12 protein-coding genes and 2 pseudogenes are annotated in these 18,752 nt (G+C 68.9%); 3 read left to right on the top strand and 11 right to left on the bottom strand.

What is annotated here, in order from left to right:
- Positions 1–77 precede the first annotated feature (77 nt).
- The 4 genes and pseudogenes from ACWC09_RS16090 to ACWC09_RS16075 all read right to left on the bottom strand — a co-directional run.
- Complete coding sequence (locus tag ACWC09_RS16090; protein WP_450851154.1) at positions 78–1,763, bottom strand: ribonuclease J; 1,686 nt, start codon at positions 1,761–1,763, stop codon at positions 78–80.
- Between the two features lie 144 nt (positions 1,764–1,907).
- Positions 1,908–2,807: a 4-hydroxy-tetrahydrodipicolinate synthase gene (gene dapA / locus ACWC09_RS16085; RefSeq protein WP_450851153.1), complete on the bottom strand. Its 900-nt coding sequence runs from the start codon at positions 2,805–2,807 to the stop codon at positions 1,908–1,910.
- A gap of 211 nt (positions 2,808–3,018) precedes the next feature.
- A pseudogene (thyX, locus tag ACWC09_RS16080) lies at positions 3,019–3,471 on the bottom strand (FAD-dependent thymidylate synthase); the annotation flags it as partial.
- Positions 3,472–4,668, bottom strand: a pseudogene (locus ACWC09_RS16075) (FAD-dependent thymidylate synthase); the annotation flags it as partial.
- Between the two features lie 221 nt (positions 4,669–4,889).
- On the opposite strand from ACWC09_RS16075, the gene ACWC09_RS16070 reads away from it, so the two are divergent.
- Together ACWC09_RS16070 and ACWC09_RS16065 are read left to right on the top strand one after the other, a co-directional pair.
- Complete coding sequence (locus tag ACWC09_RS16070; RefSeq protein ID WP_450851152.1) at positions 4,890–5,126, top strand: hypothetical protein; 237 nt, start codon at positions 4,890–4,892, stop codon at positions 5,124–5,126.
- 91 nt (positions 5,127–5,217) lie between these two features.
- Positions 5,218–5,772, top strand: a complete 555-nt coding sequence (locus ACWC09_RS16065) for a PH domain-containing protein (RefSeq protein WP_450851151.1) — start codon at positions 5,218–5,220, stop codon at positions 5,770–5,772.
- Positions 5,773–5,782: 10 nt separating this feature from the next.
- Here the strand turns inward: ACWC09_RS16065 and ACWC09_RS16060 are convergent, their stop codons facing one another.
- From ACWC09_RS16060 to eccD, 7 genes are all read right to left on the bottom strand, one after another.
- Positions 5,783–6,226 (bottom strand): hypothetical protein, encoded by a 444-nt coding sequence (locus tag ACWC09_RS16060; protein ID WP_450851150.1) that lies wholly within the window; start codon positions 6,224–6,226, stop codon positions 5,783–5,785.
- A 12-nt stretch (positions 6,227–6,238) separates the two neighbouring features.
- On the bottom strand, positions 6,239–6,991 hold the full coding sequence (gene dapB / locus ACWC09_RS16055) for a 4-hydroxy-tetrahydrodipicolinate reductase (protein ID WP_450851149.1): 753 nt from the start codon (positions 6,989–6,991) through the stop codon (positions 6,239–6,241).
- A gap of 53 nt (positions 6,992–7,044) precedes the next feature.
- On the bottom strand, positions 7,045–8,424 hold the full coding sequence (locus ACWC09_RS16050) for a M16 family metallopeptidase (protein ID WP_450851148.1): 1,380 nt from the start codon (positions 8,422–8,424) through the stop codon (positions 7,045–7,047).
- A complete protein-coding gene (locus ACWC09_RS16045) occupies positions 8,421–10,640 on the bottom strand; it encodes a polyribonucleotide nucleotidyltransferase (protein ID WP_450851147.1) in 2,220 nt (739 codons plus the stop codon). The genes ACWC09_RS16050 and ACWC09_RS16045 overlap by 4 nt, the downstream gene beginning before the upstream one ends.
- A gap of 290 nt (positions 10,641–10,930) precedes the next feature.
- Positions 10,931–11,218, bottom strand: coding sequence for a 30S ribosomal protein S15 (gene rpsO, locus ACWC09_RS16040; protein ID WP_450851146.1), 288 nt, complete (start codon positions 11,216–11,218; stop codon positions 10,931–10,933).
- 162 nt (positions 11,219–11,380) lie between these two features.
- A complete protein-coding gene (locus ACWC09_RS16035) occupies positions 11,381–12,889 on the bottom strand; it encodes an outer membrane protein assembly factor BamB family protein (RefSeq protein ID WP_450851145.1) in 1,509 nt (502 codons plus the stop codon).
- 159 nt (positions 12,890–13,048) lie between these two features.
- Entirely contained in the window at positions 13,049–14,506 is a 1,458-nt protein-coding gene (eccD, locus tag ACWC09_RS16030; protein ID WP_450851144.1) for a type VII secretion integral membrane protein EccD, read from the bottom strand.
- A gap of 279 nt (positions 14,507–14,785) precedes the next feature.
- On the opposite strand from eccD, the gene eccCa reads away from it, so the two are divergent.
- Complete coding sequence (eccCa, locus tag ACWC09_RS16025) at positions 14,786–18,727, top strand: type VII secretion protein EccCa (RefSeq protein ID WP_450851143.1); 3,942 nt, start codon at positions 14,786–14,788, stop codon at positions 18,725–18,727.
- Positions 18,728–18,752: the final 25 nt, after the last annotated feature.

Below are 18,752 nucleotides of genomic sequence, written 5' to 3'. Positions count from 1 at the left end.
CGCCGGAGGCGCCCACGCCCACCTGGTAGTTGACCCGTGCGCTGCCGCCCTGGCCGAACGCGCTGCTGATGATCGTGTCAGACCTCCACCACGACCGGCAGGATCATCGGCCTGCGGCGATACGTGTCGGAGACCCACTTGCCGAGGGTGCGACGGATCAGTTGCTGCAGCTGATGCGGTTCCACCACGCCGTCCTGGGCCGAGCGCTCCAGGACCTCCGTGATCTTCGGGATCACGTCCCCGAAGGCGGAGTCCTCGATGCCCGAGCCGCGGGCCTGGATGTGCGGCCCGCCCGTGATCTTGCCGGTGGACGAGTCCACGACGAGGAAGACCGAGATGATGCCCTCGTCACCGAGGATCTTGCGGTCCTTCAGCGCCGGCTCGCCGACGTCGCCGACCGAGAGACCGTCGACGTAGACGTAACCGGCCTGAACCTTGCCCGAGATCTTCGCCTTGCCCTCGACAAGGTCGACGACCACGCCGTCCTCGGCGATGACGATGCGGTCGTGCGGGACGCCGGTCATGGCGCCCAACTCGGCGTTGGCGCGCAGGTGGCGCCATTCGCCGTGGACCGGCATCAGGTTCTTCGGTCGGCAGATGTTGTAGAAGTACAGGAGCTCGCCGGCCGAGGCATGACCCGAGACATGGACCTTGGCGTTGCCCTTGTGGACGACGTTGGCGCCCCAGCGGGTCAGGCCGTTGATCACGCGGTAGACCGCGTTCTCGTTGCCGGGGATCAACGACGACGCGAGGATCACCGTGTCGCCCTGGACGATCCGGATCTGGTGGTCGCGGTTGGCCATGCGGGACAGGGCCGCCATCGGTTCGCCCTGCGAACCCGTGCAGACCAGGACCACCTCGTGGTCCGGGAGGTCGTCGAGCGTCTTGACGTCGACCACCAGGCCCGGCGGGACCTTCAGATAGCCGAGGTCCCGGGCGATGCCCATGTTGCGGACCATCGAGCGGCCGACGAAGGCGACCCGGCGGCCGTACTCATGGGCCGCGTCCAGGATCTGCTGGATGCGGTGGACGTGGCTGGCGAAGCTCGCCACGATGATCCGCTTGCTGGCGCTCGCGAAGACCTGCCGCAGGACGTTCGAGATGTCGCGCTCGGGCGGGACGAAGCCCGGGACCTCGGCGTTCGTCGAGTCGGCGAGGAGCAGGTCGATGCCTTCCTCGCTGAGACGTGCGAACGCGTGTAGATCCGTGAGACGGCCGTCCAGCGGGAGCTGGTCCATCTTGAAGTCGCCCGTGTGGACCACCATGCCCGCAGGGGTGCGGATGGCGACCGCCAGGGCGTCCGGGATGGAGTGGTTGACCGCGACGAACTCGCAGTCGAAGGGACCGACGCGCTCGCGGTTCCCCTCCGCCACCTCGAGGGTGTACGGACGGATGCGGTGCTCCTGGAGCTTGGCCTCGATCAGGGCGAGGGTCAGCTTGGAGCCGATCAGCGGGATGTCCGGCTTCTCCCGGAGGAGGTACGGGACGCCGCCGATGTGGTCCTCGTGCCCATGGGTCAGGACGATGCCCTCGATGTCGTCGAGGCGGTCCCGGATGGACGAGAAGTCCGGCAGGATCAGGTCGATTCCGGGCTGCTCCTCCTCGGGGAAGAGCACTCCGCAGTCGACGATCAGCAGACGGCCGCCGTATTCGAAGACCGTCATGTTTCGGCCGATCTCACCGAGACCGCCGAGCGGGGTGACCCGCAGGCCGCCTTCGGGGAGCTGCGGGGGCGAACCGAGTTCAGGATGCGGATGACTCAAAAGACTCTCCTCACCACACGCGCCACGTACCGGTCGGGCACGTGGCGCGCGTGACGTTCGTGCGTGTAGCAGTTGTCGTTGTGGGATGCAGGCACCGGTGGCCTGCTCTATTCAGTTGTGAAGCCTGTGGTGCCAAGTCTGGTGTTAGAGCTGTACCCCGCCGGCGGCAAGATCGATCTTGAGCTGCTCGATCTCTTCCGGGGTGCACTCGACCATGGGCGCGCGCAGGGGGCCCGCGGGCAGGCCCTGGAGGGCGAGTGCGGCCTTCGTCGTCATGACGCCCTGGGTGCGGAACATGCCCGTGTACACCGGGAGCAGCTTCTGGTGGATCTCGGCGGCCTTCTGTACGTCGCCCGAGACGAAGGCGTCCACGAGGGCGCGCAGGTCGGGCGTGACCACGTGGCCGACCACCGAGACGAAGCCGACCGCGCCGACCGAGAGCAGCGGCAGGTTCAGCATGTCGTCGCCGGAGTACCAGGCCAGGCCCGAGCGGGCGATGGCCCAGCTGGCGCGGCCCAGGTCACCCTTGGCGTCCTTGTTGGCGACGATCCGGGGGTGCTCGGCGAGTCGGACCAGCGTCTCGGTGCTGATCGGGACACCACTGCGGCCAGGGATGTCGTAGAGCATGACCGGCAGCTCGGCGGCGTCGGCGACGGCCGTGAAGTGCCGGTACAGGCCCTCCTGCGGGGGCTTGTTGTAGTAGGGGGTGACGACCAGGAGGCCGTGTGCGCCCACCCGCTCGGCCTCGCGCGCCAGCTCGATGCTGTGGTGGGTGTCGTTCGTGCCGACTCCGGCGACCACGTGCGCCCGGTCGCCGACGGCTTCGAGGACCGCTCGTACGAGTTCCGATTTCTCCGCGTCGCTGGTGGTCGGGGACTCGCCGGTGGTGCCGTTGATGATCAGGCCGTCGTTGCCTGCGTCCACCAGGTGGGTGGCGAGCCGCTGCGCGCCGTCGAGGTCGAGTGCGCCGTCCGCCGTGAAGGGCGTGACCATGGCGGTGAGGACCCGCCCGAAGGGGGTCTGCGGAGTCGAGGTCGGAGCCATGGGTAACACGCTACTCGGTGCTCAATGCGTGGTCTGCCCTTGGGGTGCGGGATAAGTCCGGACAAATGCGGAGCCCGGTACTGCCTGCTCGGGGGTTCAAGCAGTACCGGGTCCGTTTGATCAGGCTAGATGAATTTCACCAATACCCGCAATTGGGACACTTCACCTGGCTGACCCGCACATGTGTGCCCTGCCGGGGAACGAGGGTGCGTCACGGCGCCACACGGCCGTTCGCGTTGAAGGCCGCGTACGTCAGCGGCATGAGCTTGGCCCACTCCGCCTCCATCTTCTCGCCGACCATCTCGATCTCCCGCTGGGGGAAGGACGGAACCTTGGCCAGCTCATGCTGGGTGCGCAGGCCGAGGAAGTGCATCAGGGAGCGGGCGTTGCAGGTGGCGTACATCGAGGAGAAGAGGCCGACGGGAAGGACGGCCCGGGCGACCTCACGGGCGACGCCCGCGGCGAGCATCTCCTGATAACGCTCGTACGCCTGGATGTACGACTCCTGCATCGCGCGTGCCACGATCTCCTGCTGGGCTTCGGTGCCCTGCACGAACTCGTATTTGCCCGGACGTCCCTGCTGGACGAGTTTGCGGTCCTCGCCGGGGACGTAGAAGACCGGCTGAAGTTCCCTGTAGCGGCCCGACTCCTCGTTGTACGAGTTGTGCACGACGAAGTCATTGGCGAGGAAGTTGTGCCAGGGGCCTTCCACGGAGAGGTCGTACGTCATTTCCTCGCCGTCGGCCTCGATGGTGACGACCCGGTCCGGCACCGCTGTGGCGATCTTGCCGTCACGCTGGGCCAGTGCCTGCTCCCCCGCGCTCTTGGTGGCGTGGCAGGGCTCGCAGGCGGGCGCGAGGTTCTTCTCGTCGAGGGCCTGCAGCAGGTCGCCGGCCACGGGGACGACGTGGTCCAGGGCGAGTTGGTCCCGCGGGAAGTCGTGACCGCACAGGTGGCAGGTGTCGACCTCCTTGATCAGTCGCTCGCGCTGCATCGAGGTCCACACGCCGATGCCGCGCCGCAGGCTCGGCGGAATCAGCGCCGGTGACGGCCGCGGCGCTGTGCCACCCACCAGCACGTCGTCCCCGACGGTGAGCTCCCCCGCCTTGCACCAGCCCTCCGGGGTGAAGACGGCGTGGTCGACCGTGCAACGGAGAGTCCTGCCCGAAGCCGTGGTGATCTTGATGAGCTGCTTGACACCGGACTCGATCACGTCGACGATCCTCGCCCGCTGGGCGAGCAGGGTTTCCTCGTCGTGGCAGCGGACATGGCTGCGACGCACCGACTCGAGCTTGCGGAGACGAGTGCTGGAATGCTGCTCCCGGAACTCGGCGACGGCGGACTCGGCCGCCTCACGGTTCTCGTACAGGCCGAGGTGGTGGTTGGTGTCGCCGCGCCGCACCTGAGCCATCCACTTGCCCGCCCGGCTGTGCCAGGTCACACCCCCGGCCGAGTGCGGCAGGCGGTCTTCGACATCCGAATGCCACAGCCGGTACAGCTCGGCGATGGTACGTCGGCGCAGGTGGCCGGCCTCGCTCTCCAGCGTGATCTCCGTGTCCCCCGCGATGCACCAGCCCACGCGGTGCCGCATGAACTCGCGGAAGACGAAGATCGGGGCGCTGATGAAGAAGGTCATCGAGTTGTGTTCGAACGGGCTGCCGTGCCGGTCCCGCATGAGGTAGTTGATCAGGCCCTTGGAGCGCTCGGGGTCCTTGCCCAGCTCGTCCAGGGACTGTTCGCCGACTGTCGAGACACGGGCGGCGAACAGCACGTCGGCGTCGGACGCGGTGTGCTTGACGAGCTCGACGGTGACATCACTGCGGAAGCCGGGCTTGAGGTCGTCGGCGGGGGTGTCGGTCACGGCTCGGAGGGTCCTTCCATCACTTCTGGCGGGCGGCGCCCACTCTACGGGGCGGCACTGACAACGGGCTTTCGGTGCCGGGTCGCGACATACGGCGGCGAATTTCTGTGAATTCGGCGAAACCGGGCACCTTTGGGGGCACTCGACCGTCTGTGTAGATGACAGTCACTCGTTCGACACCAGACGCTCGACCCAGCTCGCCCCAGAAGGAGAAACACCCCATGTTCCGCCGGCGCGAACCCGTCCCGTTCGCCTTCCTCGCCGAAGCCGACAGGTTCAACAGCAATGTCGCGCCCCCTCCCCGTGAGCGGGCGTCCGCCGGTCAGATAACCGGGCGTTGGCTGCTCGGACTCACCATCGTCGCCGCGCTCGTCGGCTCCCTGGTCCTTGGCATGCCGGCGCTGTCCACGAACACCAGTACGGCGACTCAGCAGTCACAGGCGTCCCAGGGGCACTGACTCCTTCCGGACCCCCAATGGTGGTGAGCAGGGACACAGGCGGATAGCCTCACCGGGCACAGCCCACGCATGGATTGAGTGAGGACCAGCCGTGCCCCTGCCCTTCCTGACGGCCGACCGCGCTTTCGAGACCGCCGACGACGTCGCGCTGCCCTTCGACGACCGCGACCACTGGCGACGCCCCTACCGTCTGGGACCGTGGCGTGTGGGCGTGGCCGCGCTGGCGCTGCTGTTCGCCTCGTTCGTGCTGTTCGCGGCGGTCATCATCGCGCTCACCGGTTCGGTGTCCGAGGCCGGCGTGATCCTCGGTATCGCGGCGGCCTTCATCCTGGCCGCCATGCGGCTGCTGCGCGTGGGCGTGTGGGTGAGCGCGCGCGGGCTGCGCCATGTCCGGTACTTCGGCACGCGAACGGCGCCCTGGGACCAGGTCGTCGCCGTGCGGACGGTGCAGCAGCCGGTGCGTTGGCTCGGGCTGCCCCGCACGGTGCAGGGGCAGGCGCTGGTCCTCGTACGCAAGGACCGGGCCGCCCAGGACGCGCCGCTGCTGATGACGACGCACAACGCCGACTTCCTTGCGCGTCCGGGGTCGTTCGACCGGGCGGCGGACACCATCGAGGCGTGGGCCGCGGAGAGTCGGCACCCCTGAGGCGGAAGATTCAGCGGGCGGATTGACGCAGCGCGATCGCCCGTTGCATCGCCTTGCGGGCGCGGGGCGTGTCGCGGGCGTCGTGGTAGGCCACGGCGAGGCGGAACCAGCTGCGCCAGTCGTCCGGTGCCGCCTCCGTCTCGGCCTTGCGCTTGGCGAAGACCTCGTCGGCCGAGTCGCGGTCGATCCTGCCGCCGGCCGTGCGCTTCAACTCGTCGACGGGCAGGCCGCCTTCGGCGTCCAGCTCGGCGGCGAGGGCATTGGCCCGACGGACGAACTGGGTGTTCTTCCACAGGAACCACAGGCCGATGACCGGCAGGATCAGCACCGCCACGCCGAAGGTGACGGTGATGAGCGTGCCGGTCTGGATGAGCATCACGCCGCGGCTGCCGACCAGGACGAAGTAGAAGAGCAGGACGGCGGCCGTTATGGCGTAGGAGATCTTCGCGCGCATGACGTCAGGAGCTCAGTTCAGGTCCAGGAAGTGTTCCAGGCCGAACGTCAGGCCCGGAGTGGTCACCACGCGGCGCGCGCCGAGCAGGATGCCCGGCATGAAGCTGCTGTGGTGGAGGGAGTCATGACGGATCGTCAGGGTCTCGCCCTCGCCGCCGAGCAGGACCTCCTGGTGGGCGAGGAGACCGCGCAGGCGGACGGAGTGGACGGGGACGCCGTCGACATCCGCGCCCCGCGCGCCGTCCAGGCCCGTCTCCGTGGCGTCCGGCGCCGGGGCCGTGCCCGCCTCGGCACGGGCCGAGGCGATGAGCTGTGCCGTGCGCGTGGCCGTACCGCTCGGCGCGTCGACCTTCTTCGGGTGGTGCAGCTCGACCACCTCGACGGACTCGAAGTAGGGCGCGGCGATCTGCGCGAACTTCATGTTGAGCACGGCGCCGATGGAGAAGTTGGGCGCGATGAGCACGCCGGTCTCCGGAGAGGCGGCCAGCCAGCCGTTCAGCCGCGCGAGGCGCTCGTCGGTCCAGCCCGTGGTGCCGACGACCGCGTGGATGCCGTGGCCGAGGCAGTACTCGAGGTTGGCCATCACCGAGTCGGGCGTGGTCAGCTCGACCGCGACCTGGGCGCCGGTCTCCGCGAGGGTCTCCAGCTTGTCGCCCCGGCCGAGTGCGGCGACCAGCTCCATGTCCTCGGCCGCCTCGACGGCCCGTACCGCCTCCGAACCGATACGGCCCTTCGCGCCGAGGACCGCCACGCGCAGCTTGCTCATCTCTCTTGCTTCCTAACGCAGTTACCGAAGACAGCAGTTACCGAAGACGGGTGTCAGGCCACGGCCTCGTGCAGCCGGGACGCCTGCTTGTCCTTCAGTGGGCCGATGACCGACAGCGAGGGCCGCTGTCCCAGGATGTCGCGGGCGATCGCGCGGACGTCGTCCGGGGTGACCGAGGCTATCCGGGCCAGCATGTCGTCGACGGACATCTGCTCGCCCCAGCAGAGCTCGCTCTTGCCGATACGGTTCATCAGCGCGCCGGTGTCCTCGAGGCCCAGGACCGTCGAGCCCCGCAGCTGGCCGATGGCCCGGGCGATCTCGTCGTCGGACAGGCCATGCTCGGCGACGTGGTCGAGTTCGTCGCGGCAGATCTTCAGGACGTCGTGGACCTGGGAGGGGCGACAGCCGGCGTAGACGCCGAACAGACCGCAGTCGGCGAAGCCGGACGTGTACGAGTACACGCTGTAGGCCAGGCCGCGCTTCTCGCGGACCTCCTGGAAGAGCCTCGACGACATTCCGCCGCCGAGGGCCGTGTTCAGCACGCCGAGCGCCCAGCGGCGGTCGTCCGTGCGGGCCAGGCCGGGCATGCCGAGGACGACGTGCGCCTGCTCGGTCTTGCGGCCGAGGAGTTCGACACGGCCCGAGGCACGGATCGCACGGCGGCCGTCGCGCGGGGCGATGGGGGCCGCCTCGGCGTTCTTGAAGGCGCCCGCCTTCTCGAAGGCGGCACGGACCTGTCGTACGACCTTGTTGTGGTCGATGTTGCCGGCGGCCGCCACGACCAGGTGGGTGGGGTCGTAGTGCTTCTTGTAGAAGCGGCGGATGCGGTCGGCGGTGAGGGCGTTGACCGTGTCGACCGTACCGAGGACCGGACGGCCGAGGGGGTTGTCGCCGAACATCGTGTGCGCGAACAGGTCGTGCACACAGTCGCCCGGGTCGTCCTCGGTCATGGCGATCTCTTCGAGGATGGCGCCGCGCTCGACGTTGACGTCCTCTTCGAGGATCAGCGAGCCCGTCAGCATGTCGCAGACGACGTCGATCGCGAGGGGCAGGTCGGCGTCGAGCACGCGCGCGTAGTAGCACGTGTACTCCTTCGCCGTGAACGCGTTCATCTCGCCGCCGACCGCGTCGAGGGCGGAGGAGATGTCCAGGGCGGACCGGCGGGTGGTGCCCTTGAAGAGCAGGTGCTCCAGGTAGTGCGTGGCGCCGTTCAGAGTCGGCGTCTCGTCGCGGGAGCCGACATGCGCCCAGATGCCGAAGGTCGCGGAGCGGACCGAGGGCAGGGTCTCGGTGACGATGCGCAGGCCGCCCGGGAGGGTGGTCTTGCGGACCGTGCCGATGCCGTTCTCGCCCTTGATCAGGGTTTGGGTACGGGCGACGGCCCGCGCCTCCGAGGAGGTGCGGGCCGTCGCCGTGGGGCTGGTCGACGTCACTTGTCGCCGTCGTCCTTCTTGTCGTCGTCGCTGTCTTCGCCCTCGATGACCGGGATCAGCGAGAGCTTGCCGCGGGAGTCGATCTCGGCGATCTCGACCTGGACCTTCTGGCCCACACCGAGGACGTCCTCGACGTTCTCGACGCGCTTGCCGCCGGCCAGCTTGCGGATCTGCGAGATGTGCAGCAGACCGTCCTTGCCGGGGAGGAGGGAGACGAAGGCGCCGAACGTCGTCGTCTTCACGACCGTGCCCAGGTAGCGCTCGCCGACCTCGGGCATCGTCGGGTTGGCGATGCCGTTGATCGTCGTACGAGCGGCCTCGGCGGACGGGCCGTCGGCGGCACCGATGTAGATGGTGCCGTCGTCCTCGATGGTGATCTCGGCGCCCGTGTCCTCCTGGATCTGGTTGATCATCTTGCCCTTGGGGCCGATGACCTCACCGATCTTGTCCACGGGGATCTTGACCGTGATGATCCGCGGGGCGTTCGGGGACATCTCGTCCGGCGTGTCGATCGCTTCCATCATCACGTCGAGGATGTGGAGGCGGGCGTCACGGGCCTGCTTCAGGGCGGCGCCCAGAACCGAGGCCGGGATGCCGTCCAGCTTGGTGTCCAGCTGGAGCGCGGTCACGAACTCCTTGGTGCCCGCGACCTTGAAGTCCATGTCGCCGAAGGCGTCCTCCGCACCGAGGATGTCGGTGAGGGTGACGTAGTGCGTCTCGCCGTCGATCTCCTGGGAGATCAGACCCATGGCGATACCGGCGACCGGGGCCTTCAGCGGCACACCGGCGTTCAGCAGCGACATGGTGGAGGCGCAGACCGAGCCCATGGACGTCGAGCCGTTCGAGCTGAGCGCCTCGGAGACCTGGCGGATCGCGTAGGGGAACTCCTCGCGCGTCGGCAGGACCGGGACCAGGGCGCGCTCGGCGAGGGCGCCGTGGCCGATCTCGCGGCGCTTCGGGGAGCCGACGCGGCCGGTCTCGCCGGTGGAGTACGGCGGGAAGTTGTAGTTGTGCATGTAGCGCTTGCGGGTCACCGGGGAGAGGGTGTCCAGCTGCTGCTCCATGCGGAGCATGTTGAGGGTGGTGACGCCCAGGATCTGGGTCTCGCCACGCTCGAACACAGCGGAGCCGTGCACCCGCGGGATGGCCTCGACCTCGGCGGCGAGCGTACGGATGTCCGTCACGCCACGGCCGTCGATGCGCTTCTTCTCCTTGATCACGCGCTCGCGGACCAGCTGCTTGGTGAGCGAGCGGTACGCGGCGGAGATCTCCTTCTCGCGGCCCTCGAACTCCGGGAGGAGCTTCTCGGCGGCGAGCGCCTTGACGCGGTCCAGCTCGGCCTCGCGCTCCTGCTTGCCGGCGATGGTCAGCGCGGAGGCGAGCTCCGGCTTGACGGCGCCGGTGAGGGCCTCGAGGACGTCGTCCTGGTAGTCCAGGAAGATCGGGAACTCGCCGGTCGGCTTGGCGGCCTTCGCGGCGAGGTCGGCCTGGGCCTTGCAGAGCACCTTGATGAAGGGCTTCGCGGCGTCCAGACCGGCGGCGACGACCTCCTCGGTCGGCGCCTCGGCGCCGCCCTTGACCAGCTGGATGGTCTTGTCGGTGGCCTCGGCCTCGACCATCATGATCGCGACGTCGCCGTCCTCCAGGGTGCGGCCCGCGACGACCATGTCGAAGACGGCGTCCTCGAGCTCGGAGTGCGTCGGGAAGGCCACCCACTGGCCGTTGATCAGCGCGACGCGGACGCCGCCGATCGGGCCGGAGAAGGGCAGACCGGCCAGCTGCGTGGACGCGGAGGCGGCGTTGATCGCCACGACGTCGTACAGGTGGTCGGGGTTGAGGGCCATGATCGTGGCGACGACCTGGATCTCGTTGCGCAGGCCCTTCTTGAAGGACGGGCGCAGCGGGCGGTCGATGAGGCGACAGGTGAGGATCGCGTCCTCGGAGGGCCGGCCCTCACGGCGGAAGAAGCTGCCGGGGATCTTGCCGGCGGCGTACATCCGCTCCTCGACGTCCACCGTCAGGGGGAAGAAGTCGAGCTGGTCCTTGGGGTTCTTGGACGCGGTGGTGGCCGACAGCACCATGGTGTCGTCGTCCAGGTACGCCACGGCGGAGCCGGCGGCCTGCTTGGCCAGGCGGCCCGTCTCGAAGCGGATGGTGCGGGTGCCGAAGGAGCCGTTGTCGATGACGGCCTCGGCGTAGTGGGTCTCGTTCTCCACTAGCGTTTTCTCCGTTACTTTTCGTCTTTTGTCCCGATCCGCCCGTGTGGCGGGGGGACGTGGGCGGAGAAGCGCTCCATCTGGTGCGGGCCGGTCTTCGATCGAAGCACCCGGGTTCGCATTGCCCGGGGGCCACTACCGAGGACCGGCGGCGGCGAGGTGCACTTCTCCTCGTGGTACTGCGTTGTGCTACCACACTACAAAGCGGGTGTGACACTCCGCACGTTTCCGTACGTACGGCAAAGGGAGCGGTCCCCGATCGTTTCGGGAACCGCTCCCTTCATCACGTCTTACTTGGCGCCCGCCGCACCACGGCGGATGCCGAGGCGGTCGACCAGGATACGGAAGCGCGCGATGTCCTTCTTGGCCAGGTACTGCAGCAGGCGGCGGCGCTGACCGACCAGGATCAGCAGACCACGACGGGAGTGGTGGTCGTGCTTGTGGGTCTTGAGGTGCTCGGTCAGGTCGGAGATCCGACGCGAGAGCATGGCGACCTGGACCTCGGGGGAGCCGGTGTCGCCCTCCTTCTGGCCGAACTCGGAGATGATCTGCTTCTTCGTAGCGGCGTCGAGCGACACGCGTACTCCTCATGATCTGTGGTTGCCGCCGAGTGCCCCTGGTCTGCTACTCAGGGGAGCTTCCGTGACTCGGGAGGCGGGGATCCGCCAGGCGCACCTCCCGGACGAACCGGGGACGCGTACACAGACGGCCGTCACACAGCGTACCAGGCGATCCCGGGCCTACTTCACGGCCATGCTCTCGATGCCGAGGACCAGGTAGACCCACCTGGGCTGCCCCTTCGCCGGCCCGTCGACCTTCTTCACGCCGAAGAAGATGCGGCCGTCCTGGACGACGATGTCGTTGTACTCCGTCATCGTCATCAGATCGGCCTCCTCGGGGAGGTCGAAGTAGAGATAAGGCGTCTCCCTGCCCGTCCTCGGGTCCAGGCCGACGAGCCCGGACGGCATGACGTGCTGGTCGGTCACGCGGACGGCGAGGAGTTCGTCGCCGCTCATTCGTACGGGGTACAGGAGCGAGCCGGGACCCGAGTCGAACTTCTCGGTGGTCCTGCCGGTCGCCAGGTCGAAGCCGATGATCCAGTTCGAGTTGATCAGGTCGCCGGAGTCCTTGCTGCGCAGGAAGACCTGGCCGGCGCCGACCGCGATGGTCGGGCAGTCGTCGATGGTGAGGTAGTCGTCGTACGCGCACTCGCCGACGTAGGTGCCGTTCTGCAGGCGGATCACCGCGCGCGTCCTGCCCTCGGTGTCGAGGGAGAGCATCTCGGAGATGCCGATCTGGCCGGCCTGGACGGCGAGGACGGGCGGATCGGCGGACGGGATGTCGAGGTCGCGGATGCCCTTGGCGGCGGAGTGGGTCCACAGGACCCTGCCGGTCCTGGGGTCCACCTTGCGTGCCTTGTAGGTGGTGGCGTCGAGTGAGCCGAGGGGGGCCTTGTCGTGCCAGCACTCCTGGCGGACGAGGAGCGCGCCTCCGCCGGCGGCGCCCATGTCCTGGCAGGAGCCGTTCGAAATCGTCTCCCACGCGCGCGTGCCGCTCTTCATGCTGAACGCGTCGGTGCCGCCGCCCCAGGTGACGACGACCGTGCCGTGCACCAGGGTCACGCTCGGGGTGTCCTGCTCGTCGCGGCTCGTCGCCGTGCCCGTGTCGTCGCCGAGCTTGGAGTAGGGGAAGTCGCTCTCCCAGACCTCGCGGCCGTCGTCGAGGTCGACGAAGGCCACGTGGTTGCAGTAGGCGCCGCCGCGGTCGTTGGCCTGGAAGAGGACGGCCGTGCGGTTGTCGTCGGTCACATGGCGGGTGTAGCCGCAGATCGGGCCGTCCAGGGCGAGCTTCCACTTCTCGTCGCCCGGAGAGCCGTCGGTCCCCATGCTCAGGCCGATGAGGGTCTTGTTGATGCCCTTGGCGAGGATCTTGTCGGTCGCCCACATGCCGGGCATCTGGTAGTGCTCGCCCGGGCTCAGGTCGTCGACGGAGAAGCGGAGGGCCATCTTTCCGGTGCTGCTGGCGGGCTTCTTCTCGACGGTCTCACGGATGTCGAGGGGGCCTTGGGCGGCCGGCTTGTCCGAGGTCTTCGCGTCGTCGCCGGTGCCCCACAGGAGCCGGCCGCCCGTGCCCAGCCCCGCGACCAGCACCAGCGCGAGCAGGGCCAGGGGCCACTTCGGGCGGCCTTTGTGCCGGAGAGGCGGCGGCGCGGGGGGCGTGTACATCGCGGGCGGCGGGCCGAAGCTCACGCGAGGGTCCCTTTCCTGGGGCGGAGGCATGGATTCCGGGGCGGGCAAGGATTCCGGTGCGGAGGCATGGATTCCGGTGCGGAGGTCATGCAGACGCCCCACGCTCTGCGGTGCAGGGCGCGGGGCGTTGTCTTCCGTTACGGCGGTGGGGGGCGGGCGCTAGATTCCGCCGCGCATCTTGCCGTAGACGTCGAGGACGGCCAGGCAGACCGGGACCAGGGAGAGCAGGACCAGCGAGTCCGCGAGGTCCAGCATGCGGCCCCAAAAGGGCGACAGGCCCTTCTGGGGGACGATCAGGGCTATCGCGATCAGGAGCAGCACGCCGACGCCGACCGAGGCGCCGAGCCACAGGGTGCGTACGTCGACCGGGCCGTTGTTGCCCTTGAGCAGCTCCATGACGACGTCCATCGGCGGCGAGATCGCGAGGCCGAGGACCAGCAGGGCGAGGGTGACGACGCCGGCCACGAAGAGGCAGGCGACCTGGGCGGTGTAGCGGAACAGACGGGCCCGCAGCATCGCGGCGAGGCCGGTGCACAGGGCCAGCAGCTGGGCCCAGCCGTTGTCGCTGAAGCCGAGCACCGCGCCGCCCGCGCCGACGACGACCGCGGCGCAGCCGCCGACCAGGCCGAGCAGCAGCTCGTGGCCGCGGCTGGTCTGGGCGACGATGCGCTGGACGTCGACGGCCTCGAGGTCGCCCTCCTGGCCCTCGCGGCGGGCGCGGGCCAGGTCCTCGGGGTTGCGGAAGCCGATGGGCAGCTTGGCGAAGCGGGCCGACCAGCCGGGCAGGAAGCCGACGACCGCGAGGGCGACGACCGAGGTGCCGGCGGCGATCTCGCGCGGCGCGGCCTCGGTGAGCACTCCGGCGAACACGGCGAGGGTGCCGATCGCGGAGGCCAGCGCGGCGGCCACGAACGGAGCGTCGCCCTGCGGGAGCAGCATGATCAGTACGACGGAGAAGAGGAGGACGACCACACAGCCGACCAGGAACTGGATCCGGCCCGGCCCCTCGTGCGCGTCCTGCTGGATGACACCGGAGCCCGCGATGAGCGCGTGCGGAAGCGCCGAGATGCCCAGCGCGACGGCCGAGCCACGGTCGTCGTAGACACGCGCGCGTATGCCGGCGAGTGCCGTCAGGGCGAGGGCGGTGACGCCGGCCAGGATGCCCGGGAGGCCGTACATGTCGTGCCGTACCGGATCCGCGAACCAGAAGACGAAGCCGAGCATGATCAGGAGCAGCGACCCGGCGACGAGGCCGGCCACCCGCATCAGGTTGTCGTTCCAGCTGCGGGTGTCCTGCTTGACCGCGGCGGCGATCGCGTCGACCACGTCGTCGTGGACGGCCGGCGGCAGCGAGTCGGCGAAGGTGCGCAGCAGCAGCACCTCACCGTCGCGGACCCGGTGCTCCAGCAACGAGCGGCTGGCGTCGAGGACTTGGCCCTCACGGGTCACCAGGTGGTAGCCGGCGAGGCTGTTGTCGGACTGGACCAGGCCGGAGAGCCTGACGATCTCGGGAAAGAGGTCCTGGATCGGCAGATCCTCGGGCAGCGCGACATCGACTCGGCTGTCCGGCGCTGCGATGGTGATTCGGCAGAAACCTGTCGAAGTCCCCGTGCTCACCTGGTGTTCCCCCTGTTGGACAAGGCTGCTCAGCATGCTTCTTGACGCGTTCGTACGACGCGAAGCGCCACCATATCCGTTGCCGCACCCCGCGAAACCCCTGCCTCCCGCATTCCTCCCAGGACCTGCGCCGCATCTCCATGCGCCTGGCTCCCTGGCGCAGCCCACGCATCAGTAGGATCGTCGCCTACGCGAACGACGCCTGCGCGAACAAGAACGTCGCGGTACACGGGGGCGTCGGTGCCAGGACGTATCAATCGCGAAGGATGAGTGCATTCGGTGAGCGTCGTCATCATCAAACGACCACCGCGGATAGTGCCCCCGGCGGTACCGGACGGCGAGGTCAGGCTAGAGACGCCGCCCGAGATCCCCCGCGAGGGCGACGAGAGCATGCTCATGAACCTACTGCCCATGATGGGCATGTTGGGTTCCGTCGCCTTCTTCTTCACCACCGGTCAGGCGTACATGAAGGTGGTCGGCGGCATCATGCTGGCCTCCACCCTCGCCATGGCCATCGCCCAGTACGCCAAGTCCCGTCAGGGACCGGGCGCGGGCATGGCGCAGGACCGGCGGGACTACTTCCGCTATCTGGAGCAGGTCCGCAAGGACGTGCACAAGACCGCTGAACTCCAGCGGCGCAGCCAGCTGTTCCAGCACCCCGACCCCGAGCAGCTGTGGGCGGTCGCCGCCGACGGCAAGCGGCTGTGGGAACGGCGTCCGACGGACGGGGACTTCGCCTCCGTACGGATCGGCCGTGGTGTGCAGCAGCTCAACACCCCGCTGGTGGCGCCGGACACGGCGCCCAAGGAGGAGCTGGAGCCGCTCACGGCTGCGGCCATGAAGGCCTTCCTCGACGCGCACGGCAGCCTGAACGACCTGCCGGTCTCCGTCTCGTTGCGCGCCTTCTACCACGTGACGGTCTGCGGCGAGACCGACACGGTCTACGGCAACGCCCGCTCCGCACTGTCCCAGTTGGCGACACTGCACTCGCCCGAGGACCTGATGATCGCCGTGGTGGCGCATCCCTCGGCGGCGGCGGACTGGGACTGGATCAAGTGGCTGCCGCACAGCCAGCACCCGAAGGCGAAGGACGGCGCGGGCTCGTCCCGTCTCCTCTTCGACGACCTCGGGGAGCTGGAGGAGGCGCTGGCGGACCAGTTGGACGACCGTCCGCGCTGGAACCGGGACGCGAACCCGGTCTACGACCAGCCGCACCTGATCGTGATCCTCGACGGCGGCACCGTGCCGCCGGACTCCGAACTCGCCAGCAGCGAAGGCCTCCAGGGCGTCACCTTCCTGGAGATCGCCCCGGGCGAGCTGGAGGAGGACCTGCGCGCCGGGCTGACCATCTATGTGAAGCCGGAGCGGATGCGGCTGTTCGTCGGCCACGAGTCCGCGTACACCGGCAAGCCCGATCTGCTGAACCCGGAGCAGGCCGAGTCCCTGGCCCGGCAGCTGGCCCCGTTCCGGGTCGGCTCCGCGGAGGAGGGCGAACCCCTTCTGTCCAACCTGGACTTCACCGACCTCATGGGCATCGGTGACGCGGGCACCGTCGACGTCTCCCGCACCTGGCGGCCGCGCACGCTGCACGAGCGGCTGCGGGTGCCGATCGGTGTCGGCGAGAACGGCGAGCCGGTCATGCTGGACCTCAAGGAGGCCTCGCAGGAGGGCATGGGCCCGCACGGCCTGTGCGTCGGCGCGACCGGTTCCGGCAAGTCCGAGGTGCTGCGCACCCTGGTGCTCGGTCTCGCGGTGACGCACTCCTCGGAGACGCTGAACTTCATCCTCGCGGACTTCAAGGGCGGTGCGACCTTCGCCGGTATGGCGGACATGCCGCACACCGCGGCGGTCATCACCAACCTCGCCGACGACCTCACCCTCGTCGACCGCATGCGCGACTCGATCATGGGTGAGACGCAGCGCCGCCAGGAGCTGCTGCGCTCGGCGGGCAACTACGCCAACCTGCACGACTACGAGAAGGCCCGGGCCGCCGGCGCCGCCCTCGAACCGATGGCGTCGCTGGTGATCGTGCTCGACGAGTTCTCCGAACTCCTCACCGCCAAGCCGGACTTCATCGACATGTTCATCCAGATCGGCCGGATCGGCCGATCGCTGGGCATCCATCTCCTGCTGGCCTCGCAGCGCCTGGAGGAGGGCAAGCTGCGCGGCCTGGACACCTACCTCTCGTACCGGATCGGCCTGCGGACCTTCTCCGCCGCCGAGTCCCGAACGGCGATCGGCGTCCCGGACGCCTACCACCTGCCGTCGATCCCCGGTTCCGGCTATCTGCGCTACGACACCGACACCATGGTCCGCTTCAAGGCGGCCTATGTGTCGGGCCCGTACCACGGCGAGGGCCCCTCCCGGGTGCACCGTTCGACGCAGCTGCGGCCCGCGCTGTTCACGGCGGAGCATGTGGCGCTGCCCCCGCAGCCGGTGATCGAGGAGCCGGAGCCCGACAACCGGGTGGACGACGCGCTCGCCGACACCGTCCTGGACGTGCTGGTCGCCAGGATGGTCAACCAGGGACCGCCCGCCCACCAGGTGTGGCTGCCCCCACTGGACGAGGCGCCCTCGCTGGAACAGCTCCTCCCGCAGCTCGCCGTCACCCAGGACCGCGGCCTGACCGCGCCCGACTACACGGCGCTCGGCAGGCTCAACGTGCCGGTCGGCCTGGTGGACAAGCCGTACGAGCAGCGGCGTGACGTGCTGTACCGGGACTTCTCGGGCGGTGCGGGCCATGGTCTGTTCGTCGGTGGTCCGCAGTCCGGCAAGTCGACGCTGCTGCGTTCGCTGATCTCGTCGTTCGCGCTCACCCACACGCCGTCCGAAGTGCAGTTCTACTGCCTGGACTTCGGTGGCGGAAGCCTGATCGCGATGGAGGAGCTGGCGCACGTCGGCGGGGTCGCCAACCGTCTCGACGCCGAGAAGGTGCGCCGTACGGTCAGCGAGGTCGAGGGCATCCTCAACGCGCGCGAGGAGTACTTCCGTACCAACAACGTCGACTCCATCCAGACCTACCGTCAGCGCCGGGCCCAGGGGCTGCTGCCCGACCAGCCCTGGGGTGACGTCTTCCTGGTCATCGATGGCTGGGCGACCTTCAAGACGGACTACGAGCTGCTGGAGTCCACCGTCACGGAGATCGCGACGCGCGGTCTCGGCTTCGGTGTGCACGTCATCCTGACCGCGGCCCGCTACACCGAGGTGCGGCCCGCGCTCAAGGACATGCTGCAGAACCGCATCGAGCTGCGCCTCGGTGACCCGACCGAGTCGGAGATCGACCGCAAGGTCGCGCAGAACGTCCCCGTCGGCATCCCGGGCCGCGGTCTGACCCAGGACAAGCTGCACTTCATGACCGGGCTGCCCCGGGTCGACGGCTCCTCGGCGACCGAGGACCTGTCCGAGGCGACGCAGATCCTCATCCGCGGCGTCAACGACAACTGGCAGGGTCAGGACGCCCCGGCGGTGCGGCTGCTGCCGACCATGCTGGCGTCCGACCGGCTGCCCAAGGGCTTCGAGCACCCGGAGCGCGGTGTCGCCATCGGCATCGACGAGTCCTCGCTCTCGCCGGTCTTCGTCGACTTCGAGTCCGACCCGCTGTTCATCGTGTTCGGTGAGAGCGAGTCCGGTAAGTCGGCGATCCTGCGGATGCTCGTCAAGCAGATCACCGAGCGCTACACCCCCGACCAGGCGAAGATCGTCATGGGTGACTACCGGCGTGCCCACCTGGAGGGCGTGCCCGACTCGCACCTGTCGCGGTACTGCGCGTCGGCACCCGCGCTGACGGAGACGCTGGAAGGCCTGGCCGGGTCCATGCACCGCCGTATGCCGGGTCCGGACGTCACGCCCGAGCAGCTGCGCAACCGCAGCTGGTACAGCAGCCCGGACGCGTTCGTCATCATCGACGACTACGACCTGGTGGCGACGGGCATGAACCCGCTCTCCCCACTCCTGGAGTACCTGCCGTTCGCCCGTGACATCGGCCTGCGGATCATCATCGCCCGCTCCTCGGGCGGTGCGAGCCGGTCGCTCTACGAGCCGATCATGCAGCGCATGCGCGAACTCGGCGCGCAGGGCATCGTGCTCTCCGGCGACCGCTCGGAGGGCCAGCTGCTCGGCAACATCACGCCGTCGCAACTGCCGCCCGGGCGTGGGTACTTCCACACCCGGCGCCGTGGTGGGCAGCTCATCCAGACAGGGTGGCTGCCGGCGCGGTTCTGAGCGTTCGGTGGTGATCGTGGGAGGG

It is taken from the genome of Streptomyces sp. NPDC001617 (assembly GCF_053596855.1).
Note: the sequence above shows the minus strand (reverse complement) of the source record. Positions and strands in the feature narration are given on the sequence as shown.

What these genes read in the sequence shown, in the direction of transcription:
- dapA (WP_450851153.1), bottom strand. Translation starts at nt 2,807, where the DNA reads ATGGCTCCGACCTCGACTCCGCAGACCCCCTTCGGGCGGGTCCTCACC.
- ACWC09_RS16060 (WP_450851150.1), bottom strand. Translation starts at nt 6,226, where the DNA reads ATGCGCGCGAAGATCTCCTACGCCATAACGGCCGCCGTCCTGCTCTTC.
- dapB (WP_450851149.1), bottom strand. Translation starts at nt 6,991, where the DNA reads ATGAGCAAGCTGCGCGTGGCGGTCCTCGGCGCGAAGGGCCGTATCGGT.
- ACWC09_RS16070 (WP_450851152.1), top strand. Translation starts at nt 4,890, where the DNA reads ATGTTCCGCCGGCGCGAACCCGTCCCGTTCGCCTTCCTCGCCGAAGCC.